19 protein-coding genes are annotated in these 22,762 nt (G+C 44.6%); all 19 read right to left on the bottom strand.

Annotated elements, in window-relative coordinates; all coding sequences use genetic code 11:
* Positions 1–27 precede the first annotated feature (27 nt).
* A complete protein-coding gene (yfmH, locus tag ACK1LH_RS09750) occupies positions 28–1,314 on the bottom strand; it encodes an EF-P 5-aminopentanol modification-associated protein YfmH (protein ID WP_029281207.1) in 1,287 nt (428 codons plus the stop codon).
* Positions 1,315–2,595, bottom strand: coding sequence for an EF-P 5-aminopentanol modification-associated protein YfmF (gene yfmF, locus ACK1LH_RS09745; protein WP_029281209.1), 1,281 nt, complete (start codon positions 2,593–2,595; stop codon positions 1,315–1,317).
* Positions 2,596–2,792: 197 nt separating this feature from the next.
* Entirely contained in the window at positions 2,793–3,737 is a 945-nt protein-coding gene (locus ACK1LH_RS09740; protein WP_406817977.1) for an ABC transporter permease, read from the bottom strand.
* Between the two features lie 15 nt (positions 3,738–3,752).
* Positions 3,753–4,799, bottom strand: a complete 1,047-nt coding sequence (locus ACK1LH_RS09735; protein ID WP_029281213.1) for an ABC transporter permease — start codon at positions 4,797–4,799, stop codon at positions 3,753–3,755.
* Positions 4,796–6,325 (bottom strand): ABC transporter ATP-binding protein, encoded by a 1,530-nt coding sequence (locus ACK1LH_RS09730; RefSeq protein WP_411335004.1) that lies wholly within the window; start codon positions 6,323–6,325, stop codon positions 4,796–4,798. Before ACK1LH_RS09730 ends, ACK1LH_RS09735 begins: the two co-directional genes overlap by 4 nt.
* Positions 6,326–6,551: 226 nt before the next feature.
* Positions 6,552–7,598, bottom strand: coding sequence for a BMP family protein (locus ACK1LH_RS09725; protein WP_051827088.1), 1,047 nt, complete (start codon positions 7,596–7,598; stop codon positions 6,552–6,554).
* Between the two features lie 96 nt (positions 7,599–7,694).
* On the bottom strand, positions 7,695–8,420 hold the full coding sequence (locus ACK1LH_RS09720) for a GntR family transcriptional regulator (protein ID WP_029281218.1): 726 nt from the start codon (positions 8,418–8,420) through the stop codon (positions 7,695–7,697).
* Positions 8,421–8,750: 330 nt separating this feature from the next.
* Positions 8,751–11,105 carry a DNA translocase FtsK gene (locus ACK1LH_RS09715; RefSeq protein WP_029281220.1) on the bottom strand — a complete coding sequence of 785 codons (2,355 nt, stop codon included), beginning with the start codon at positions 11,103–11,105 and terminating at the stop codon, positions 8,751–8,753.
* A gap of 110 nt (positions 11,106–11,215) precedes the next feature.
* Positions 11,216–11,443 (bottom strand): YlzJ-like family protein, encoded by a 228-nt coding sequence (locus ACK1LH_RS09710; RefSeq protein WP_029281222.1) that lies wholly within the window; start codon positions 11,441–11,443, stop codon positions 11,216–11,218.
* A complete protein-coding gene (locus ACK1LH_RS09705) occupies positions 11,440–12,183 on the bottom strand; it encodes a ClpP family protease (RefSeq protein WP_029281224.1) in 744 nt (247 codons plus the stop codon). The genes ACK1LH_RS09710 and ACK1LH_RS09705 overlap by 4 nt, the downstream gene beginning before the upstream one ends.
* Positions 12,184–12,953: 770 nt before the next feature.
* Positions 12,954–14,618 (bottom strand): ribonuclease J, encoded by a 1,665-nt coding sequence (locus ACK1LH_RS09700; RefSeq protein WP_029281226.1) that lies wholly within the window; start codon positions 14,616–14,618, stop codon positions 12,954–12,956.
* Positions 14,619–14,773: 155 nt separating this feature from the next.
* A complete protein-coding gene (gene dapA / locus ACK1LH_RS09695) occupies positions 14,774–15,646 on the bottom strand; it encodes a 4-hydroxy-tetrahydrodipicolinate synthase (protein ID WP_029281228.1) in 873 nt (290 codons plus the stop codon).
* A 40-nt stretch (positions 15,647–15,686) separates the two neighbouring features.
* The gene (gene dapG / locus ACK1LH_RS09690) at positions 15,687–16,901 is read right to left on the bottom strand and encodes an aspartate kinase (protein ID WP_029281231.1); all 1,215 of its coding nucleotides are present in this window, start codon (positions 16,899–16,901) and stop codon (positions 15,687–15,689) included.
* A 71-nt stretch (positions 16,902–16,972) separates the two neighbouring features.
* The gene (asd, locus tag ACK1LH_RS09685) at positions 16,973–18,016 is read right to left on the bottom strand and encodes an aspartate-semialdehyde dehydrogenase (RefSeq protein WP_029281232.1); all 1,044 of its coding nucleotides are present in this window, start codon (positions 18,014–18,016) and stop codon (positions 16,973–16,975) included.
* A gap of 138 nt (positions 18,017–18,154) precedes the next feature.
* On the bottom strand, positions 18,155–18,754 hold the full coding sequence (gene dpaB, locus ACK1LH_RS09680) for a dipicolinate synthase subunit B (protein ID WP_411335003.1): 600 nt from the start codon (positions 18,752–18,754) through the stop codon (positions 18,155–18,157).
* Positions 18,751–19,653 carry a dipicolinic acid synthetase subunit A gene (gene dpaA / locus ACK1LH_RS09675; protein ID WP_029281236.1) on the bottom strand — a complete coding sequence of 301 codons (903 nt, stop codon included), beginning with the start codon at positions 19,651–19,653 and terminating at the stop codon, positions 18,751–18,753. The genes dpaB and dpaA overlap by 4 nt, the downstream gene beginning before the upstream one ends.
* Positions 19,654–19,808: 155 nt before the next feature.
* The gene (locus ACK1LH_RS09670; RefSeq protein ID WP_411335002.1) at positions 19,809–20,066 is read right to left on the bottom strand and encodes a YlmC/YmxH family sporulation protein; all 258 of its coding nucleotides are present in this window, start codon (positions 20,064–20,066) and stop codon (positions 19,809–19,811) included.
* A 77-nt stretch (positions 20,067–20,143) separates the two neighbouring features.
* Positions 20,144–21,382 (bottom strand): M16 family metallopeptidase, encoded by a 1,239-nt coding sequence (locus tag ACK1LH_RS09665; protein ID WP_029281240.1) that lies wholly within the window; start codon positions 21,380–21,382, stop codon positions 20,144–20,146.
* Between the two features lie 54 nt (positions 21,383–21,436).
* On the bottom strand, positions 21,437–22,396 hold the full coding sequence (locus tag ACK1LH_RS09660; RefSeq protein ID WP_029565628.1) for a polysaccharide deacetylase family protein: 960 nt from the start codon (positions 22,394–22,396) through the stop codon (positions 21,437–21,439).
* Positions 22,397–22,762 lie beyond the last annotated feature (366 nt).

Genomic DNA, 22,762 nt, shown 5'->3' with positions numbered 1-22,762 from the left:
AGAAAAAAACACCCTCAAAAAGGATGTTTATTTCGGTACAACCTGGCAGACTGAAAACAGTTCTTCTTCAACCACTTCATTCAGCGTAGAATGAATATCATCGTTTGTCAATTGCTCAAGAACAGGCACAACATCAAACAGATTCATTTCGTTGAATGAATAGCGCGTAAACTGGTTTGCGATGTACTCCGGTGAGTTAATCGCTCTAAGAAAAGAACCGATTTTTTTCTTTTTGGCATTTTCAAGGCGCTCTGCGGGTATACCTTCGCTTTTAGCCTTGAGCAGCGTCTGCTTAATTTCGTCTGCAAGCTCATCCGGACGGTCTGTATCGCCGCCGATCATGGCAAAACCAAACCCGCTTTCTTCTGTATAATCATAGCTGAATGTATCATCAATCAGTCCATTTTCATACAGTTCCGTATACTTCTCAGAGCTTTTTCCAAACACCATATCCAAAATGAGGTTCATTGACAGCTCGTGCTTCATCAGCTCTTGCCCTGAACGGTCAGCCTGCTTTGCTTTCAGTCCGACAAGGCATTTTGAAGACTGCACATTCATTTTCAGCTTTTCCGAAGCTTTGGCGACAGTATCCGGCTCTTTTACTTCTGCCCGTTTAATCTCAGCCTGAGGCTTAAATTCTTTTTTGTTCTGATTATCCCGGATCTGAGTCAGAATGCTCTCCGGATCAACAGGACCTGTGACAAACAACAGCATATTGCTTGGATGATAAAACGTGTGATAGCATTCATACAGAAGGTCTTTCGTTATTTTGGAAATGGACTCCACTGTCCCGGCAATGTCAATGCCAACCGGATGCTTGTGGAACATGTTCTGAATGAGCCCGAAATAAAGACGCCAGTCGGGATTATCGTCATACATGTTGATTTCCTGGCCGATAATGCCTTTTTCCTTCTCGACAGATTTTTCCGTGAAGTAGGGATCCTGAACAAAATCTACAAGAGTTTCAAGGTTTTTCTCGACATTCGAAGTACTTGAAAATAAATAAGCTGTCCTTGTAAACGATGTAAAAGCATTTGAAGAGGCTCCCTGCTTGCTGAAATCCTGAAACACATCTCCATCTTCTTTTTCAAAAAGCTTATGCTCAAGAAAATGAGCAATTCCGTCCGGAACAGAAATCATGTTTTTTTGATCAAGGGGCACAAATTCATTGTCAATCGAACCGTATTTCGTAGTGAACGTCGCATAGGTTTTATTGAATCCTTTTTTAGGGAGAACATACACGTTCAGGCCATTCTCCATCTTTTCATAGAACAGCTCTTCCTGCAGCTGATCAAACTTTATGGATTTTGCCATTTAAGCCTCCTCCTTTCCCGTTAAGAAGTACACCGTATCCAGTTCAATTTTCCCTGCAGCTGCAACAATTTCTTCTTTTGTTACATGCTCAATTCCATCCAGGTACTTGTCAAAAGGCTCGTCAATGTTCGAAATGACGTTGTGATACAGCACTTCTACAGCTCCGTATGACGTATCAATGGTTTCAAGAAGCTGATTTTTAATAACCGCTTTCGTCTGATCAATTTCCTTTTCTTCAAAATCACCGTTTTTCATCGCTTCCATTTGTTCTTTTATAATGGTTACAGCCCGTTCAAAGTTTGCAAATTCAATGCCGGACATGACCATCAGAAGTCCTTTGTGGCTTTCAACTCTTGAAGCGGCATAATAAGCGAGACTTTCTTTTTCGCGGACATTGATAAACAGCTTTGAATGGGAAAACCCTCCAAAAATTCCGTTGAAAACTTGAAGCGCATAATACTCTTTATCCCCGTAAGTACAATGGGTGCGGTAGCCGATATTCAGCTTGCCCTGCTTCACGTCCTGCTTTTCAATTACTTCATTTGGCTCAGACTGTCTTTTTTCGGTGATGGATTTCTCAGCTGATTTGTGTGCGTTTTCACCAAACACAAAAAACTGCTTTGTATATTTGCTTACCTCTTCCTTCGAGACGTCACCTGTTACGTAGAGGTCCATTTTGTCTTCTTTTAATGCTTTTTTATAGTACTCATAAAGGCTCTCAGATGTAATGCGGTCAAGATGGTCAATCTCTCCGTTCACATGCAGGCGGTATGGCTCATCTTTGCACATTTCCTGCACAAGCCTCAGATTGGAATATCTCATTTTATCGTCATAAACCGCTTGGATTCTCTGCTTAAGCGTCCGTTTTTCCTGATTAATGATCTCATCAGGAAAAGAGGAATTTTTTACAACAGGAGAAAGAACAATCTCAGACAGAAGCTTCATCGCTTTTTCAAGAAGCGGAGTCTGATCTGACAAAAAGCGTTCGTTGGCAACCTCGATGCGGATGGAAATAATATGATGGTCGCCTTTTTTCGACAGGTCCACAAAAAGTGTTGCACCGTAAAGTTCATCCAGGTGCTTTCTGAGTTCTGTGCTTGTCGGAAACGTTTTTGTCCCCCTTTGAAGTACGTAAGGCAGGAGCGCTCGGAATGTCACGTCTTCTTCATTGAGCGGTGCAAGCATTTTGAATACAAGTGAATTTGTCTTAAATTTATCCGTTTGAACGGTATGAAGCGTCAAGCCGTTGATTGTTTCAATTTCTTCTTTTAAATAACTCATTATGACCCTCCTAACAAGCAGATTCTCTTTTATTTTTACCTGTTTTCTACATTAGCGTATGGAACCATTCTAGTAATTATATCAACTTTAGGATAATTAAGGAAATGATAACCCGCTATATACCATTAGTTTGCCGCTGTCCACGATATGCATTCATGCAAAAACGGCCCCGCCATATGGCGGGGCCGCTTTTGTTCCTATCTTTTTCCCTTTTCATAAGGTGTTCCAAGTGCCTTCGGTGCATCTGCGCGTCCGATAAATCCTGTGAGCGCAAGAATGGTGAGCACATAAGGTGTAATCAGAAGATACATGGTCGGAATGTCCTCAAGAAGAGGCAGCTGTCCGCCTATAACGCTCAAACCCTGTGCCAGTCCGAAGAAGATGGCCGCTCCCATGGCGCCAAGCGGATGCCACTTTCCGAAGATCAGGGCAGCAAGCGCCATGAAGCCCTGGCCGCTGATTGTCGCGTGACTGAAGTCGCGGGCAATAATCGTTGCATAAACGGCTCCGCCAACACCTGCGAACGCACCGCTCAGAATAACTCCGATATAGCGCATTTTCGTCACGTTAATTCCCATTGTGTCTGCCGCCATCGGATGCTCCCCGACAGCACGCAGCCGCAGTCCAAACGGCGTTTTGTACATAACAAACCAAACAGCAAATGCCGTCAGGATGGCAATATACGTTGTAATATAACCGTTTGAGAAGAAAAGAGGTCCGATAACCGGGATATCACTTAAAACAGGGATGTCGATTTTACTGAAGCTTTCCGTAATCCGGTCTGTCTGGCCTTTATCGTAAAAAAGCTTGACTAAGAAAAGAGATAGTCCGATTGCAAGGAAGTTAATGGCAACTCCGCTTACTACCTGGTCTGCCCGGAATGTGATGGATGCTACTGCATGAAGCACAGACAGCAAAGCACCCGCTGCAAGCGCTGCAAGAATAGAAAGCCACGGTGTTGCATCCCCGAACTGATCGGCAAATGTCAAATTGAATACGATGGCGACAAATGCGCCGATGACCATTAATCCTTCAAGACCAATGTTAACAACGCCTGAACGTTCACTGAACATGCCTCCAAGTGCAGTGAAAATAAGCGGAGCGGCAACAAATAAAGCCGTTGGGATGATGAGTTCTAACATGTGAAGTATGCTCACTTATTTCCCCTCCTTTTTGAAACGCAGCAATATCCAGCGGATAAAGTAGCTTGATGCAACGAACAGGATGATCAATGCAATGACGATCTCAACAAGTTCATATGGAACTCCTGCTTCAGATGGCATATTCAGCGCCCCGACTTTCAGTCCGCCGAAAAGGGCTGCAGCGAAAATGATGCCGATCGCTGTATTTCCTCCAAGAAGCGCAACAGCGATTCCGTCAAATCCTACTCCGGTAAATCCATTTTTCACAGATACATACTGGAACGTTCCAAGTCCTTCCATTGCTCCGGCTATCCCTGCAAATGCACCGGAAATAACCATGGAAAGAATAATGTTTCTGCTGACGTTCATTCCTGCATACTGTGCAGCATCCTGGTTAAAGCCCACAGATCTAAGCTCATAGCCCTTCGTCGTTTTCTCAAGCAGGAACCACATAACAAGAGCACCAATTAATGCAAGGAATATCCCGTAATGCATTCTTGAGTAATCCGTTAGTTCCTGGAATAAAGGCGAGCTGAGTGAAGCAGACGCGAAGATGGTCTCCGACTTATCCCCTTTATCTGATAGAACATACTGAATCAAATGATTCGTTAAATAAAGCGCAATGTAGTTCATCATAATCGTTACGATAACCTCATGCACTTTGAACCGGGCTTTTAACAGACCCGGAATGAATCCCCAAAGCGCCCCTGCAAGAGCCGCAGCGAGTATCGCAAGCGGCAGGTGGATGATCTTCGGCAGCTCAAATGCCACCCCGACCCATACAGCTGCAAACCAGCCTACAATCAGCTGTCCTTCTACTCCGATATTGAAAAGACCTGTACGGAAAGCAAAAGCAACAGCAAGACCTGCCAGAATATAAGGGGTCAGCTGGCGGATTGTTTCGCCGATGTAATACGTTTCGCCGAAAATACCGTTCCATAAAGCTGCGTACCCTGCAACCGGATCATATCCGGTAATAAGCATAATGACTGCACCGCAAATTAGACCAAGCAAAACCGCAATGGCGGGGACAATGATGTTGAAATAGCGAGTTAAATTCATGTTGTGGCACCTGCTTCCCTGCGGCTGCTTCCTGCCATGAGCAATCCAAGTTCCTGTTCAGTTGTCTCTTTCGGATTCACAATCGCAACGATTTTCCCTTCATAAATAACGGCAATTTTGTCACTGACGTTCATGATTTCTTCAAGCTCAAATGATAGGAGGAGGACCGCTTTTCCTTTATCCCGCTGCTCAATCAAGCGTCTGTGGATAAATTCAATGGCTCCGACATCAAGTCCCCGAGTCGGCTGTGCAGCGATCAGGAGATCCGGATCTCTGTCAATTTCGCGTCCGATAATCGCCTTTTGCTGATTACCGCCAGAAAGTGAGCGGGCAAGTGTTGAACTGCCGGGTGTTCGCACATCAAATTCCTTAATCAGCTTCTCGGCTTTTTCGTAAATGGCCTTGAAATTCAGAACACCTCTTTTTGAAAAAGGCTTTTGATAATACGTTTGCAGCACCATGTTCTCACCGACAGGGAAATCAAGAACCAGCCCGTGTTTGTGCCTGTCCTGCGGAATATGTCCAACCCCGGCTTCTGTAATTTTTCTCGGCCGCTGATTTCGGATATCTTTTCCGTTCAGCAGAATGGAGCCTGATTCAGAACTCATAAGCCCGGTGATGGATTCGATCAATTCAGACTGGCCGTTTCCGTCGACTCCAGCAATGCCGACAATTTCCCCTGCTCTTACAGACAGATTAAGAGAATCAATAACCGTGACATTCCGGCTGTCTTTCACTGTCAGATTTTCTATTTTCAGAACTTCAGCGGCAGGTTTCGGTTCCGTCTTTTCAGTCGTAAAAAGAACTTCGCGTCCGACCATTAGAGATGCAAGCTCGTTCGGATTTGTCTCACTTACATTGACAGTGCCGATTCCTTCGCCTTTTCTTATGACAGTCACACGGTCACACACTTCCATAATCTCTTTCAGCTTGTGTGTAATCAAGATGATGGATTTGCCTTCTTTTATCAGCGTTTTCATAATGCTGATCAGTTCTTTGATTTCCTGAGGTGTCAAAACGGCCGTCGGTTCATCAAAAATAAGGATTTCCGCACCCCTGTAAAGCGTTTTCAGAATTTCGACACGCTGCTGCATGCCGACAGAGATATCGCTGATTTTAGCAGAAGGGTTAACAGCGAGCCCGTATTTCTCGGAAATGTCTTTCACTTGCTTCTCAGCATCTTTTAAATTTATTTTTCCAGATTGAGTCGGCTCGTTTCCAAGAATAATATTTTCTGTAACAGAAAAATTATTGACAAGCATAAAATGTTGGTGTACCATACCTATTCCCAGATCATTCGCGATATTTGGGTTAGTAATGCTGACTGGTTTGCCTTTTACGCGAATTTCGCCTTTTTCAGGCTGATACAAACCGAACAGTACGTTCATCAGTGTAGATTTACCAGCGCCGTTTTCGCCGAGCAGCGCATGGATTTCGCCCTTTTTCACTTGAAGATTAATGTTATCGTTCGCAACGATTCCCGGAAATTCTTTGCGGATTCCGAGCATTTCAATGACATATTCCAACATGATCACTCCTTTTCCCATGAAGCTCATTGATGATTGTGATGATTGATGTCAGGAATTTATGTTTTCTCTCTATTCATTGACTCCTTTTATTGCTTTAGAAAATCACCAACTAAAAATCTATAAATCTCTCATTCAGCTTATAGACTTTTAGTCAGGCGACTTTACAGGCTAATAAAAAGGCTAGAATATGCCTAGCCTTTTTATCAGAGTTATTGGTTACAGTTTATTCGAATGGTACAGTAATTTCACCGTCGATGATTTTTTGCTTGTACTCATCTACTTTAGCAATGACATCTTCAGAAAGGTTGTCCTGTGTCGGAGCAATTCCTACGCCATTTTCTTTCAGGCCGTATTCAATGATTTCTCCGCCTGGGAAGTCTCCGCCTTTAGCTTTTTCAGCAAGGTCTTTAACAGCAACATCTACGCCTTTAACCATTGATGTAAGTGTTACGTTGAAGCCGTCGCCTTCTCCAAGCTCATGCTGGTCGCGGTCAACACCGATTACCCATACATCTTTATCAGGGCTTTTCGTTTTCAAGTCAACAGCTGCAGTGAAGACGCCGTTTCCTGCTCCGCCCGCTGCATGGTAGATTACGTCAGCGCCCTGGCCGTACATAATTTCAGCAACCTGCTGTCCTTTTGCCGCATCGCTGAATGTACCTGCATACTGTACAATTACTTCTGCATCAGGATTAGCTGCTTTTACGCCTTCAACAAAACCAACTTCAAACTTCTTGATCAGTGAGCCTTCCATACCGCCGACAAATCCGACTTTGTTTGATTTTGTTGAAAGTCCGGCAGCTACACCTACAAGGTATGAGCCTTCATGTTCTTTGAATGTGATGCTTGCCACGTTCGGCTTGTCCACTACACTGTCAACGATTGCAAATTTAGCGTCTTTTTGCTGATCCGCAATTTTTGTAACCGCGTCAGTCATCAAATATCCGATTCCATAAACAAGATCAAATTTTTGTCTGACAAGCTTATTTAAGTTCGTTTCATAATCTGCGTCACTCTGAGACTGTGCATAGTCAAAGCCGCCTTGTCCCTTTTTAAGCCCGTTGTCCTCGCCGTATGACTGAATGCCTTCCCATGCCGACTGGTTGAATGACTTATCATCAACACCGCCTGTATCCGTTACCATCGCAACCGAGAAGCCTTCTTTTTTGTCTTCACCTGCATTGTCTTTTTCTCCAGATGATCCGCATGCACTTAGAAGAGTACCGGCAGCAAGGACAAGTGACATTGTTAAACCAAAGCGTTTTTTCACGTTTTCTTCCCCCTATTATTCATTTAAAATCATTTGCTATAAGAACTTTGAAACACCTTCGACCTTGGAACCACCTCCTTATAGCTGCAAACGTTTTTACAAGCGCTTTCTTACAACATGAAAGCTGAATTGGTCTGCGCGGAAATAATTAAGTGAATACAGCACGGGCTGATCGTTTTCATCGAAATGCATTTGTTTCAGGCAAAGCAGTGCGGTTTCAGGATCACATTCAAGGATTGGGGAAATCTTTTCGTGGTAACCGATCGGTTCAATGTGTGTGACCGCATAAGAAATGTAGCGTCCTGCTTCTTCATCAAGCAGTTCAAACAATGATTCCTGTTCATGTACAAAAGACGCCGGAAGGATATGCCTCGGAATTTTATCCAGGCAATAAACGACCGGTTTTCCATTTGCCGTTCTAACCCGCTCGAGAAGAAAAATGTCATCGCTTGCACGGCATTTAAACCGCTTAACATCGTCCTCTGACGGACTGTTGACTTGTGATGAAAGAAAAATGGTGCCAGGCTGCATATTGGCCTGTTCAATCATTTGAGTCACACTGTTTAATTGTTCTATGCCTGAAGTAAAGAGAGGTTTGGAGTTTATGAAGGTCCCTACACCATGGCGGCGGATAATGACGTTTTCTTCTTCGAGTATGCGGAGCGCTTCTCTGAGGGTCGCGCGGCTTACTCCAAGCTTTTTGGAAAGCTCAAATTCAGAAGGAAGCTTTTCTTTTTCTACGTATGTTCCATTTTCAATATCTTCTTTAATGCGATCTATGACCTGCAAATATAAATGACGGTTATCTGTTTTAATAGTCATACTTAGCCTCCGTCCAATCGTTCCAATTAAGAGATCAGACATCTGATGTTATACCCTTTCTCTAATCGAAAATAATATACCATGTATTTTAAAATAAATAAATAGAAAATTGATAAATTTGTCGAAAAAGAGATAGCACTTTCTCACTAGCTGTATAACATTTATAGAGAAATGCTCACAAATAAGATTCGTTATTTTCTGTTCGTTATTTCCTATTTATGAAGAGAATGCTGTTTTCCGGCTTTCAAAACGCGCTTTTCCGTTTCCATTAACGGCAGTTACATTACGATGATGAGAGCACAAAAAAAGAAAGGCACTGGCTGCCTTTCTTTACGAGCTTACTTCATCATAGTGATCTTTAGAGATCAGGACCTCTCTCGGCTTGCTGCCCTCGTATGGTCCGACAACGCCTCTGTCTTCCATTGCATCAATCAGTCTTGCCGCTCTGGTATAGCCGACACGGAACCGTCTTTGCAGCATGGATACAGAAGCCGTCTGCATTTCAAGAACGAGCTGAACAGCATCGTCATACAGATCATCGTTCACTTCTTCTTTTACTTCCGGTGTCTCAGACGGCATCATTTCTTCCTGGTATTGTGCTCTCTGCTGGGAAATCACGTACGAAACGACTTTCTCCACTTCTTCATCGGACAGAAAAGCACCCTGTACCCTTACAGGCTTGGATGCACCAACCGGAAGGAAGAGCATGTCCCCCCGGCCAAGAAGCTTTTCAGCGCCTCCCATGTCGAGTATTGTGCGTGAATCGGTCTGAGAAGATACGCTGAAGGCAATCCTTGAAGGAATATTTGCTTTAATGACACCGGTGATGACATCCACTGACGGCCGCTGCGTGGCGATAATCAGGTGAATGCCTGCAGCACGCGCCATTTGCGACAGGCGGGTAATGCTGTCCTCCACATCAGATGAGGCAACCATCATCAAATCCGCAAGCTCGTCAACGATGACAACAATATAAGGGAATTCCGGATTTTTCGTCCCTTCTTCAAGGTTTGACCGGCGGATATATTCGTTATATCCTTCAATGTTTCTCGTGCCTGTATGAGAGAACAGCTCATATCTTCTTTCCATTTCGTTTACGACCTTTTTGAGTGCCTGTGATGCCTTTTTCGGGTCTGTCACCACTGGTGCGAGCAGGTGAGGAATACCATTGTAAACGTTAAGCTCGACCATTTTCGGATCAATCATCATCATTTTTACTTCATGCGGTTTCGCTCTCATCAGAATGCTTGTAATGATGCCGTTTATACAGACACTCTTTCCGCTTCCGGTTGATCCGGCAACGAGCAGATGAGGCATTTTGTTCATTTCAGCAAGTACAGCATCTCCTGAAATATCGCGGCCAAGACCCATGAGAAGCTTGGCATCCGGGCGGTCGTTCGCTTTTGATTCAAGCACCTCGCGCAGGGATACCATCGCAATTTCTGAATTGGGGACCTCTATCCCGATGGCGGATTTGCCTGGAATCGGCGCCTCTATGCGGATATCTTTCGCTGCAAGCGCAAGAGCAAGGTCATCACTCAGGTTCACAATTTTGCTTACCTTTACGCCAACATCAGGATAGACTTCGTACTTCGTTACTGCCGGTCCGAGATGAACCTGCGTTACTTTGGCTTTTACCCCGAAGCTTTGAAAGGTTTTTTCCAGCTTACGCGCATTTTCATAGATGTTTTTCTTATCGGTTTGCTGGCTGTTCACCTTCGGCTGCGAAAGCAGGTCAAGGGAAGGAAGTGCGTACGATTTGTTTTCTACCTCCGTGAAGGTAATTGGAGGTCCTGACAATTCTTCTGCAGACTCTGCATCCGGCTTCTTTTTAGGTGTTCTCGTCTGTTCAGGCTTTGCTTCCTCCTGAAAATGTACTGCCGGCTCAGGCTCGCGTTCATCTTTGTCTGCGAAACTTGAGATGATGGGTTCTACATGCACGATTTCTGCTTCTTCTTCCTCAGCATCGTCTTCTTCCTCATGCCTGCGCTGCTTTTTGGCTTTCTTCGGTTTTGCTTCTTCTTGCTGTCTTGCATTTTTTATTGATTGCGGAAGGTTCTTCATGTCCTCCATAAAAGCAATGGCCTGATTTTTCATAAAGCGGAAAAATGGCACGGCTATTTTTCCGAGCGTAGTTCCAAGCGATCTTCCTGTAATCAGGACAATTCCGACAAGAATCAGTATGAACGAAATGATCTTTGAACCTGCTGCTGCAAATAAGTAAAAGGAAGCTGCAAAAAGGATGGCTCCAATCATGCCCCCTCCAAGGTCCGGCGTTCGGATCTGTCCGTTTACTTCCATGAAAAACAGTTCCCATGTGTTTGTTATGACACTGGGAGAAGTAAGTGCTCCCTTTTTGGTGAGCATTTGAAACAGCGTGACATGGCTGAGAAGCAGGATGGCTGCAAGCAGACAGTAAAGTCCGACCATCTGCCTTGAAACCAAATGCGGCCATCTTCTGTTCCACATGATAAAGCCCGCCAGGATCAGCATGCCGATTAAAGCTGCCATAAACCATTCTCCGATGAAAAACCTGAACACATAGACCACTGTCTTTCCTACAAATCCCAGGCTTGATATGGCAATCAGCGCTATCGCGAGGATACCAAGCCCAATCAGCTCAAATTTCAGTGTTTCGCGCCAGTTGTCATTTTTTTTCTTTTGTCTTCTTTTTTGTTTGGCCATTTCATTATCACCTGTGCAGAAAATTTGCCGAAGGCATTCGCCCTCTTGCAAACAAAGAAAGCAGCCAACTGAGGGCTGCGGACATGTTTGTGTAGCTTAAGTATAGCATATTATGGAGAAAACGAGAATGACATCGTAATTTTTTGTCCGGGAGAGTACTGTTCATTTAAATAGTCTTCCGGATTGGTGCTGAGGATACGGACTACTTCATATTCATTTCCTTCTGTCTGTCTCACCTGCATTTGCACGCCGTTGCACTCAACAAAGGAAAATGCGCTGTACTCTTTTGCCTCTGCCGGGAAAATCAGCTCCTCCGGCATAGAAGTATATAGGATCATTGCAGCATCTTCTCCTCTTCCTTGCCTTTATCCTTACCAATCAGTTCATTCAGCTTCATGATCGCCTGGCCGACTCCGCCCACTCCGTCGATCAGCCCGTACTGAACCGCGTCGTTGCCGACTACATTCGTTCCGATGTCACGGGTTAAATTGCCTTTAGAAAACATGAGCTCTTTAAATTTCTCTTCAGTGATATTTGAATGCTTTGTTACAAAATTCACGACCCTGTCCTGCATTTTATCAAGGTACTCAAACGTCTGCGGCACACCGATTACAAGGCCTGTGAGCCTAACGGGATGAATGGTCATCGTTGCGGTTTCTGCTATAAACGAATAATCGCAGGAAACGGCAATTGGTACGCCGATGGAATGGCCTCCGCCAAGGACGATGGATACAGTAGGTTTTGACAGGGAAGCAAGCATCTCAGCGATTGCAAGGCCGGCTTCAACATCCCCTCCAACCGTATTCAGCACAATCAGGAGGCCTTCGATTTTAGGGTTTTGCTCGATTGCAACGATTTGCGGAATAACGTGCTCATATTTTGTTGTTTTGTTTTGCGGCGGCAGCTGAATGTGGCCTTCAATCTGTCCGATAATGGTGAGGCAGTGTATTCTTGAGTCCTGTGAGAGCTGAGGAACATTTGTTGATCCGAGCTGCTGGATTTTTTCGACAAGGCTTGGTTCTTTTCCGTCCTGTTTATCCGGATTTTGTTCGGAATTTTCCTGTATGTAGCGGTTCATCTGCATTCTTCCTTCCTGTTATGAATGCTTTTATTATGAGCAGGAAGAGGGAAAAACATTCTTCGGTAAAGCGGAAGCGGTGTTTTGAATGTTTATAGTTTTATCTTGTGAAAGGTGATTTATCGTTAATACCCGTTTCTTTCGGCACCAGGGTGAAAGAAATTTCAAATCGTACCCCTTTCCCTTGCGCTCCAGTCACTTGCTTTCCGCGGGGAGCGCCGGAAGCTTCCTCGCTGCGCTTGCGGGATCTTCCTTGCGCTCTTCATCCCGCAGGAGTCAAGTGCCTTCCGCTTCAGTCCACTGGAGTTTTCTTCGTTGAGGGCACTTATCAGAAAGTTTAGAACCATCAAACTGAAGGATCCTCAGGTTGAGGGCACTTATCAGGAAGTCTAGAACCATCAAACTGAAGGATTCTCAGGTTGAGGGCACTTATCAGGAAGTCTAGAACCATCAAACTGAAGGATTCTCAGGTTGAGGGCACTTATCCGAATGATTTAAACCATCAAACAGAAGAATTATCAAGTTGAAGGCACTTATCCAGAAAACTCGGTTCTATGGGGAAAGACCAACAAATGATGAACCATTTTAAATAGAAGTGGTTGCTTTCTAGGAAGCTGCATCACACATAGGTCCATGACATTACTAATAAAAGCATTAAATAACCGAATATTTCAGGTGAAAAGTCTTTAACACAGAAAAAATCCGAACTAGTTAATCCCCAGTTCGGATCTTTAAAGTGCTGAAACACTTAAATTTCAGCCTCTTCTTTATTAAACTTCCATAATAATCGGCAAAATCATCGGTCTGCGCTTCGTTTGTTCGAAGAGGAAGCGGTTCAGTGATTCGCGGATGTTGAGCTTGAGGGCTGACCATTCGATGCCTGTGCCCTGCATGCTTTTTTCAACGATTTCCGTTACCATGCCTGATGCTTTTTGGATCAGCTCTTCTGATTCTCTTACGTAGACGAAGCCTCTTGAGATGATCTCAGGTCCTGATATCATCGTTTTTTTGCTTCTGTCCAGCGTAACGACGACAATCAGGATGCCGTCCTGTGAAAGAAGTCTCCGGTCTCTGAGAACGATGTTTCCAATGTCTCCGACACCTAAGCCGTCAATCAGAACGTTCCCTGCAGGAACCTTCGAAACAGATTTCGCTTTATGTTCACTGAATTCAACTACATCGCCTTTTTCAACAAGAAAGATGTTTTCTTCATCAATCCCTGCAGATACGGCAAGCTTTGCATGAGCTTTCTGCATTTTAAACTCGCCATTAACAGGCATGAAATACTTCGGCTTCATGATGTTCAGCATAAGTTTCAGCTCTTCCTGGCTTCCATGTCCTGATACATGAATCTGTTTTTGGCCGAATACTACGCTTGCGCCTGCCCGGTAAAGCAGGTCGACTGTTTTTGAAAAATGAAGCTCATTACCTGGTACTGGTGTAGCAGAAATAATAACTGTATCATCTGCTTCAATCTTTATTTGTTTATGGGCGCCTTTTGCCATGCGGTTAAGAACCGTTAACGGCTCTCCCTGATGACCTGTTGTAAGGACGGCAACCTCATGCTTAGGATAGGTATCGATCTCTTGGACGGGTATGATGATATTCTCACTTTCGGTGATGTATCCTAATTTTTCTGCCATTTCATAAACATTTTTAATTGAGTTTCCAAGCAGGACAAGCTTTCTGTTATTTTCAGCGGCTGCATGAATGACTTGAACAATCCGGTTGATGTTTGATGCGTAGATGGCAACAATCGTTCTGCCTTTTGCACTGTACATCGCATCAGATATCTCTTGTCCGACACCTGTTTCAGAGGCTGTGAATCCGGGTCTTTCTGCATTTGTGCTGTCTGAAAGAAGACAAAGTACGCCTTCTTCGCCGATCATGGCCATTTTCCCTAAATCAGTGCGTGCATTCAAAACAGGAGTTGTATCAAATTTAAAGTCACCTGTGTGCACGATCGCTCCAAGTGAAGTATGGAAGCAAACACCGACAGAGTCAGGAATGCTGTGTATGGTTCTGAAGAAAGAAACCTTTACTCCTTCAAAATCCAGAACAGTTGATGAATCAACTTCGACATATTCTGCTTTTTGCTTAGGGTTAAGTTCTTTTACTTTCTGGGAAACCAGTGCAAGAGTCAGTTTCGTTCCGTAGACCGGTATGGACAAATGTCTGAGAACATAGAAAACTCCGCCAATATTCTCGTCGTGACCGTGGGTTAAAAAGATGCCCTTTACCCGATCTGCATTTTCCCGCAAGTATGTAATGTCAGGAATGACCATATCAATCCCCAGCATCCCGGCTTCTGGATACATCAATCCAGCGTCGACAATGAAGATGTTATGATCGATTTCAATGACATACAAGTTCTTGCCTATTTCTCCAACTCCGCCTAGGGCAATGATCTTGATGTTTTCTGTCTGTATATTCAATTGGTAATCCTCCCTGAACCCGTCCAATACAACTAATGCCTATTATAACTGAAGAAAGAATTGGAATACAAGGAAATAATCTGACGCGCTGACGAAAACTGCGAAAAGAACCAAAAAAAGACCGAGTCCTTGTTATAGACTCGATCTTCTCATGCTTACTTTAATTTAGACAGCACGGCAATAAGTTCGTTTCTTTCACTTTCAGTCAGCGCCAAAAGCGGAAGTCTGACGGGGCCGACGTCAAGGCCTCTTAGCTGAAGAGCCGTTTTTACAGGAGCAGGGCTAGGCGCTTTGAACAGCTGCTGCATAACCGGCAGCAGTTTTCTGTGAATAGCTCCTGAACGTACTGTTTCACCGCTTCTGAATGCAGAGATCATCTCCTGCATTTCATTTCCGATAATGTGGGACGCAACAGATACGACCCCTCTGCCTCCAATTGCAAGTGCCGGAAGCGTTAAACCGTCATCTCCTGAATATACAGCAAAATCTTCAGGCGTTGATGAAATGATTTCTGCCATTGCTTCAAGATCCCCGCTTGCTTCTTTTACTGCAACGACATTTGGAAGTTCAGCAAGTCTTGCGATCACTGCAGGTGAAATGCTGACAACTGTTCTGCCGGGGACGTTATAGATCATGACAGGAAGTTTTGTGGATGCTGCAATCGTTTTGAAATGCTGATACATCCCTTCCTGGCTTGGTTTATTATAATATGGTGCGACAAGCATAATGGCGTCGGCGCCTGCTGCTTCCGCTTTTTTGGTCAGATCAATGGAATCCTTGGTGTTATTGCTTCCTGTTCCCGCTATAACAGGAACTCTTCCGCCGGCAGCCTGAACGACATGCTTAAGCAGTGCCATTTTTTCCTCAGATGTCAGAGTAGGAGATTCTCCTGTCGTTCCTGCCACAACAAGTGAATCTGACCCATTATTGATCAGGTAATCAACTAGCTGGGTAGTCTTTTGAAAATCAATGTTGCCGTTTTTGTCAAATGGTGTTGCCATGGCTGTTGAAATACTGCCAAAGTCAATCATTGTGCCACTCCTCTTCTTCTTTCTAAGTTTCTGTCTTTTATTCAGAGAGATCAAATGCGCTATGCAGAGCATTGACAGCGCTGATCATATCTTCCTCTTTTACTAATACCCAAATTGTAGTATGACTATCTGCCGACTGGAGAATTTGAATACCTTCTTCCGACAGGGCCGTCACGATTTTCGCTGTTACTCCCGGTACTCCTGCGATGCCTGCTCCAACTGTGGAAACTTTCGCACAGTGGCGTTTAACAGCAGGGTCATATCCCATGCTTTTCAGTATTCTTACTGCGTCATCCGTTACGTCCTCAGAAACCGTATAGATGACTGCACTTGGTGTGATGTTGAAGAAGTCAACGCTGATGCCTGCGCGTGCCATTGCTTTGAATACTTCTGTCTGCACCTCATACTGTCCATCTTTTGCCGTAACGTTCAGCTGCGTCACATTCGGAACGTGGGCAATGCCGGTAATCAACCTCTCTTGAAGATCACTGCCGAGCTTTTCAGAATGATGGGAGGTCACGAGTGTTCCCTGACCGGATGAGTACGTGGAACGGATTCTGATTGGTACTTTCGCCTGCATGGCAATCTCCACCGCTCTTGGATGGATGACCTTAGCACCCTGATAAGCAAGATTGCAGATTTCCGTATATGTGACTGTGGTCAGCGGCTTTGCTGATTCAACAATTCTAGGATCAGCCGTCATAACCCCTTCTACATCTGTAAAAATATCGATGAAATCCGCATCCAAGGCTGCTCCAAGTGCAGCTGCAGATGTGTCGCTTCCGCCTCTGCCGATGGTTGTGATGTCACCGGATTTTGCCGCTCCCTGAAAACCTGCAACGACAACCACATCGTGACGGTCAAGCTCTCTTCTCAGACGTTCGCACTTCATGTCGAGAATTTTTGCATTCGTAAAGTCTTCATTTGTTAAAAAGCCTGCCTGTGCCCCGCTTAAAGCGGCAGCTGCAATGCCTTCTGATTTCAGCATGCTCGTAAATACCACGGAAGAAATCGTTTCCCCGCATGATAGGAGCATATCCTGTTCGCGCTTTGAAATCGATGCACTGCCTCCGTAAAGCAGATTTAAAAGGGAATCCGTTGCATACGGATCACCGTTTCTGCCCATTGCCGAGACGACAACGACCACTTTATACTGCTCTTTTAACGCTTCTCTTATATGATTCAAAGCCATTTTTCGGCCGTGATCGTCTTTTACTGACGTCCCGCCGAATTTTTGTACGATCAATTTCATCCTAACACCCCGACTCTATACGTAAGAGAAGAGAGCAGGCATTATGTACCCTTGCTCTCTCCTGAACCTTCTTATACTAACTTCAGCTGAACAAGGCTTTCTGCAATTTGCACAGAATTCCATGCAGCGCCTTTTAAAAGATTATCAGACACAATCCATAAATGGAAGCCGTTTGCACGGTCCGGATCTTTGCGGATGCGCCCTACAAACACATCATTTTTGCCGACACAATCAGCTGGCATCGGATACAGCTGTGCACTTGGGTCATCCTGAAGCGTTACTCCCGGAGCTTCTTTTAAAAGCTCACGGATGTCAGACACTCCAACAGTATCTGAATCAAGTTCAATATAGACAGATTCAGAGTGTCCTGTTTCAACCGGAATTCTCACACAAGTTGCAGCAATTTCAAGCTCCGGCATATGCATGATCTTCTTTGTTTCGTTCATCATTTTCATTTCTTCAAACGTAAATCCGTTGTCTTCAAATTTATCGATTTGCGGAATCGCATTAAACGCAATCTGAAAATGTTTTTTATCGCCTTTAACAGGAAGGATTTCCGGTGTGAAATCCTTTCCGGAAAGAATCGCCTCTGACTGTGTTTTCAGCTCTTCAATCGCAGCAGCGCCTGATCCTGAAACAGCCTGGTAAGTCGATACGATTACTTTGTTTAATCCGTGGGCTTTTCTCAGCGGCTCAAGCGCAGCAACCATTTGAATCGTTGAGCAGTTCGGATTAGCAATAATGCCTTTGTGTAATTTAAGGTCTTCTTCGTTTACTTCAGGCACAACAAGAGGAACATCTTGAGCCATGCGGAATGCACTCGTATTGTCCACAACGATCGCACCATGCTTCACAGCCTCTGGAGCAAAGATTTTGGAAATGCTTCCGCCAGCGCTGAAAAGAGCAATTTGAACTCCTTCAAATTTTTCGGGAGATGCAGCCTGAACAATATGTTCTTCTCCTCTAAAGAGGACTTTTTTGCCTGCAGACCGTTCTGACGACAGCAGCGTCAGCTTTGATACCGGAAAGTTCCGTTCTTCAAGCGTTTTTAGCATTTGCTGGCCTACAGCCCCTGTTGCACCGAGGACAGCAACGTGATAACCATTTGTACTCATCAATCATAGCCCCTTCCGCGAATATCCGGCGGTTTCCGGAATAACTTCATGTCATATTGTGTATTAGTTTATCATAGACCAGGTGTATACATTATACAACCATGATTTTTCTTGCCTTCTATTCTAGCAGGAAGAGGCTTATTCGTCATCCCGGAATTTTTCAATAATGACCGGCTGAAACTGTGTATGCTCAAGTGCTGCCTCTACTGTTTCCAAAAGCAGATCCATTTTAGCAACAAGCGAATTCGGCTTTTGAAATGGCGCATCCTGGCCGAACGGTATAAAATAAATATTTTTGGAAGCCATCAGCTGCATTAAATTCGCACCGTTCAGTCCAAGACCGTCATTTGTTGAAATGCCGAGAACAACCGGTTTATGGTTTCTGAGAGTTGCTTTTGCTGCCATAAGGACAGGAGATTCTGTCATTGCGTTTGCGAGTTTGCTCATGGAATTGCCTGTAAGCGGTGCGACAACCATACAGTCCAGAGGAATCTTCGGGCCAAGCGGCTCAGCCCCTACAATAGAATCAATGGCTTTGTGGCCAGTAAGCTCCTCGATTTTTTTGATCCACTCGGCTCCTTCGCCGAATCTCGTATTTGTCATTTTCACTGTGTTTGTGACGACCGGCATCACATCCGCTCCCTCGTCAATCAGCCGTTTTATCTGCGGGAAAACAGCGTCATAGGTGCAGTGTGAACCAGTCAGGCCGAATCCGATCCGTTTGCCTTGTACTTTCATGATGATGGCCCCTTTCGTTTAGAAAACTCCTCCAAAAGCAATGATGAGAGGACGTTGGCAACAATCTGACCGGCTGTTTTTGGGGCAACAATCCCCGGAAGTCCCGGTGCAAGCAGTGCTTTAATGCCTCTTTTCTCAGCATATTTAAAATCCGTTCCGCCCGGCTTTGAAGCAAGGTCGATAATCAGCGTGTGTGGAGGCATCTTTGAAATTACTTTTGCCGTAACAATCTGATGGGGAATCGTATTGATGCAAATATCGGCATCTGTTACTTCCTTCTCCAAATCCTCAAGTTTAAAGGACTGCAGCCCCATTTCAATAATCCGTGCAATATGCGACGATTTTCTTGCCCCGACCTTTACTTTAGCCCCCAAAGCTGAAAATGTCCGTGCTACACTCATGCCTACGCGTCCGAGTCCGAGGACCGCAATTTTCGAACCGTGAATGGTAAAATCCGTGTGCTGAATGGCCATCATGATGGTTCCTTCTACGGTGGGAATGGAATTATAAATGGCCACATCATCACGTTCGAACAGCTGAACCAGCTCTCTTTTCGTTTCCTGGATTATTCCGTTTAAGTATGAATTGCTGATGCCGGAATAAATGACGCAGTGAGGAGGCGTCCTTGCAATAAGCTCCTCCGTCAGCACGACTTCTTCATTAGAGAAAATGGTATCGACATGGCCTTCAAGGTTTGTTCCGGGAACAGGCAAAATGATCACATCTATTTCTTCAAACCGCAGTTCGGCAAGCTTAAGCTTTGCGGCACCGGTAAAGCCATGGTCCAGCTGATCAAAACCGATTAAAAACAGTTTTGCATCCAGTTCTGTAAGCTTTCTGATCACCTCAAGCTGCCGGGCATCTCCCCCAATGACTGCTATATTAAGTCCTGTTAACATACGACCCTTTCACCTACTTTTTCGCGATGTCTATATTCAAATAAATAAACTCATAGTGAACTTACTTAAGCATCTTATGTCAAAACGCCATGCAGGGTGATAGTCTTTGAAGCATTAAAACGCATAAAAAAAAGCGATTGGCACGCCAATCGCTTTTACTCAAGAAGCTTGATCTGATGATCTTCTATGTCCAGAATGATCATATCTGAGCCAATCTTTTTAATGTGGTTCCACGGAACCCTAATTTCGTCACCTTGCTTTCTGAATCCAAACCATTTAACGGACGGAATCACTAGGGCGGTTATTTGGCCGGTTTTTTCATTGATTTCAAGATCGGTCTGCCCCAGAATGCCGAGTCTTTCCGCTCTCTTAACATCGACGATTTCTTTTCCGCTAAGCTCGCTCAGTCTCATGTTCAGGAAGCCTCCTTTTTAACATATATATCCCCGCACACAAAAAAAAGACCTGCTTTGAAGGCAGGTCCGGGAAGTTAACGAAGAGAAGAAGGAAGCTTTCCATCAGGGCTTATAAGCGCAACGGAATACTCATCTGTAAACAGCTGTTTTGCAAGAGCATTTACGTTATCAGCTGTTACTTCATTAATTTTTTCAATCATTTCATCCAAGCTTCTGTGGCGTCCAAGAAGGAGCTCATTTTTGCCGTTTCGGCTCATGCGGCTGTTTGTGCTTTCAAGACTGAGCATGAGGTTGCCCTTCATTTGCTCAACGCTGTTTGTCAGCTCTTTTTGCGTAATGCCGTCTCTTTTAAGGACCTCAAGTGTTTCCTGAATGGTTTCAAACAGGACATCAAGCTGCGCCCGGCCCGTTCCTCCATAAATCGTCAGCATACCATTATCCTGATAGGATGAATGGTATGAGAACACGGAGTATGCGAGGCCTTTTTGCTCTCTTACATCCTGGAAAAGTCTTGAGCTCATGCTGCCTCCAAGAACGTTGTTCAGTACGATCAGGTCATAAATCTTTTCATGTCCGACCTGAAGGCCGTCAAAACCAATGCAAAGGTGAGCCTGCTCTGTATCTTTTTTCCGTGCGAGTTTCTCGGTCATAAAAGCAGGAGCTGAAATTTCGGTTCCTTTTTTGGATGTTTCAAATGACCCGAACTGTTTTTCAACTTCTTTAATGAAGCTCTCAGAAATATTTCCGGCAACAGAAATGACCACATTTTCAGGAGTGTAGTATTGTTCCATATAGTCTCTTAATGTGTCGCTCTCAAACTTAGCAAGGGTTTCTTCCGTTCCGAGAATCGGATATCCCAGGGGATGATTGCCGTAGGTTGCTCTGCTGAGAAGGTCGTGAACGATATCATCAGGCGTATCTTCATACATTTTAATTTCTTCATAAACGACGTTTTTCTCTTTCTTAAGTTCAATCTCATCAAAAGTGGAGTTGAAAAACATGTCAGAAAGCACTTCTAGCGCGAAATCAGAATGCTCATCAAGCACTTTGGCGTAATAGCAAGTGTACTCTTTAGAAGTAAAAGCGTTTACTTGACCGCCGATGCTGTCGAAAGATTCAGCAATTTCACGTGCTGATCTTGTTTTTGTCCCTTTAAAGAACATGTGCTCCAAAAAGTGTGAAATGCCGTTGTTTTTTTCATTTTCATTTCTTGATCCTGTGCCGATCCATACCCCGATTGCAACTGATCTCACATGGGGAATATTTTCGAGCACAACTCTTACGCCGTTTTGGCATGTATATTTTTTTATCAAGCTTGTTCCTCCTATCAATGCTTCCAAGGATCCGCATTATGCACTCCTCTGTCATCATTCAGGTGCCCGAATCCGCTTTTCGTCCATCAGCATCGTTACATTTCCAAAGCTGTAGCCCTTTTGCTTAATGGATGTAATCAGCGTTTCCAGGCTTTTCGAAGAAGATTCTGTCGGGTGCATGAGAATCATAGCCCCATTATGGACTTTTTTCATGACACGTTCAACTAAAACATTTGGCGCAGGCTTTTGCCAGTCAATCGTATCTACGGTCCAAAGGACGGTTTTCATGTTATATTCTGCGGCAGCTGCAATGGTTTCCTGCCTGAAGCTTCCGCTTGGGGGCGCAAACCAGACAGGCTGTTTTCCTGTCTGTCCTTTGATGATTTCATTAGTCCTAGTTATCTGCCTCTTCGTTTCGTCTGAAGTCAGTCTGGCCATATCAGGATGGGAATAGGAATGGTTGCCGATATCATGGCCTCCGTCTGAAAGTTGCGCGACGAGGTCAGGATTCTGTTCAGCCCATCTTCCTTCGAGGAAAAAAGAAGCTTTTACCCCATGCTTTTTTAAAACGCGCAGCATGTCCGGCAAGTATTCATTTCCCCATGCGACGTTAATCAGAAAAGCAACCATGGGCTTTTCAGGATGGCCTCTGTAAATAGGCGCAGGAGGCAGATCGTTCAAGTGAACCCGGGGGCTGACTTGTTTAAAAACAAGAAGCTTTTCATCAAAGACGCCATTTTTTTTCATTTTTTTGTACGAGGCTTCTGCATCTACAGACAGCCCGTTATAGCCCGGTGTAGCTTTCCAGACGGTATGTATGACGGCATCCTGGGCAGGCTTTTCATAGTCTTTCATTTTGGCTGCAATCGTTTCATACAATTCATCCTGCTGCTTTACAGCAGCGACGTTTTCCTGTTTCATCGTCGTCACATAGGCAGACGTAAACGGATTCTGTATGACAGCTGCTGTCAGCAGCATCAGCATGATTATGCCAAGCAATCGGAACCTCTTCATGTATGTCTTCCCCCTTTTTACTAGAAAATATGTATCGGGGGGACGAGGTAGACCAGAAAAGCGGAATCGCTCGTTTAGCTCCGGGAGTCAGATAAGAATCCGGATGAAAAGTCCGGGTTTGACTTTTTAGCCGGATTTGTTCTGACAGAAGAGCTGAGCGATGGAGCTGGACACCAGAAATGCGTAGCCGACCGTTTAGTCCTGACAGGCAGAAAAGAAATCACCCGAAAAGTCCGGGTTTGACTTTTTGGGGGATTTTGTTCTGACGGAAGGACTGGGAGGCGGAGCTGGACACCACGAAAAGCGGAATCGCCTTTTTCGTTCATTAAAGCCAAAAAGCAAAAAGAAGCCAGACTGGATATTCTG

Source organism: Metabacillus indicus (assembly GCF_046603695.1).
Lineage (GTDB): Bacteria > Bacillota > Bacilli > Bacillales > Bacillaceae > Bacillus_P > Bacillus_P indicus.
This window is presented reverse-complemented; position numbering and strand designations above follow the sequence as displayed.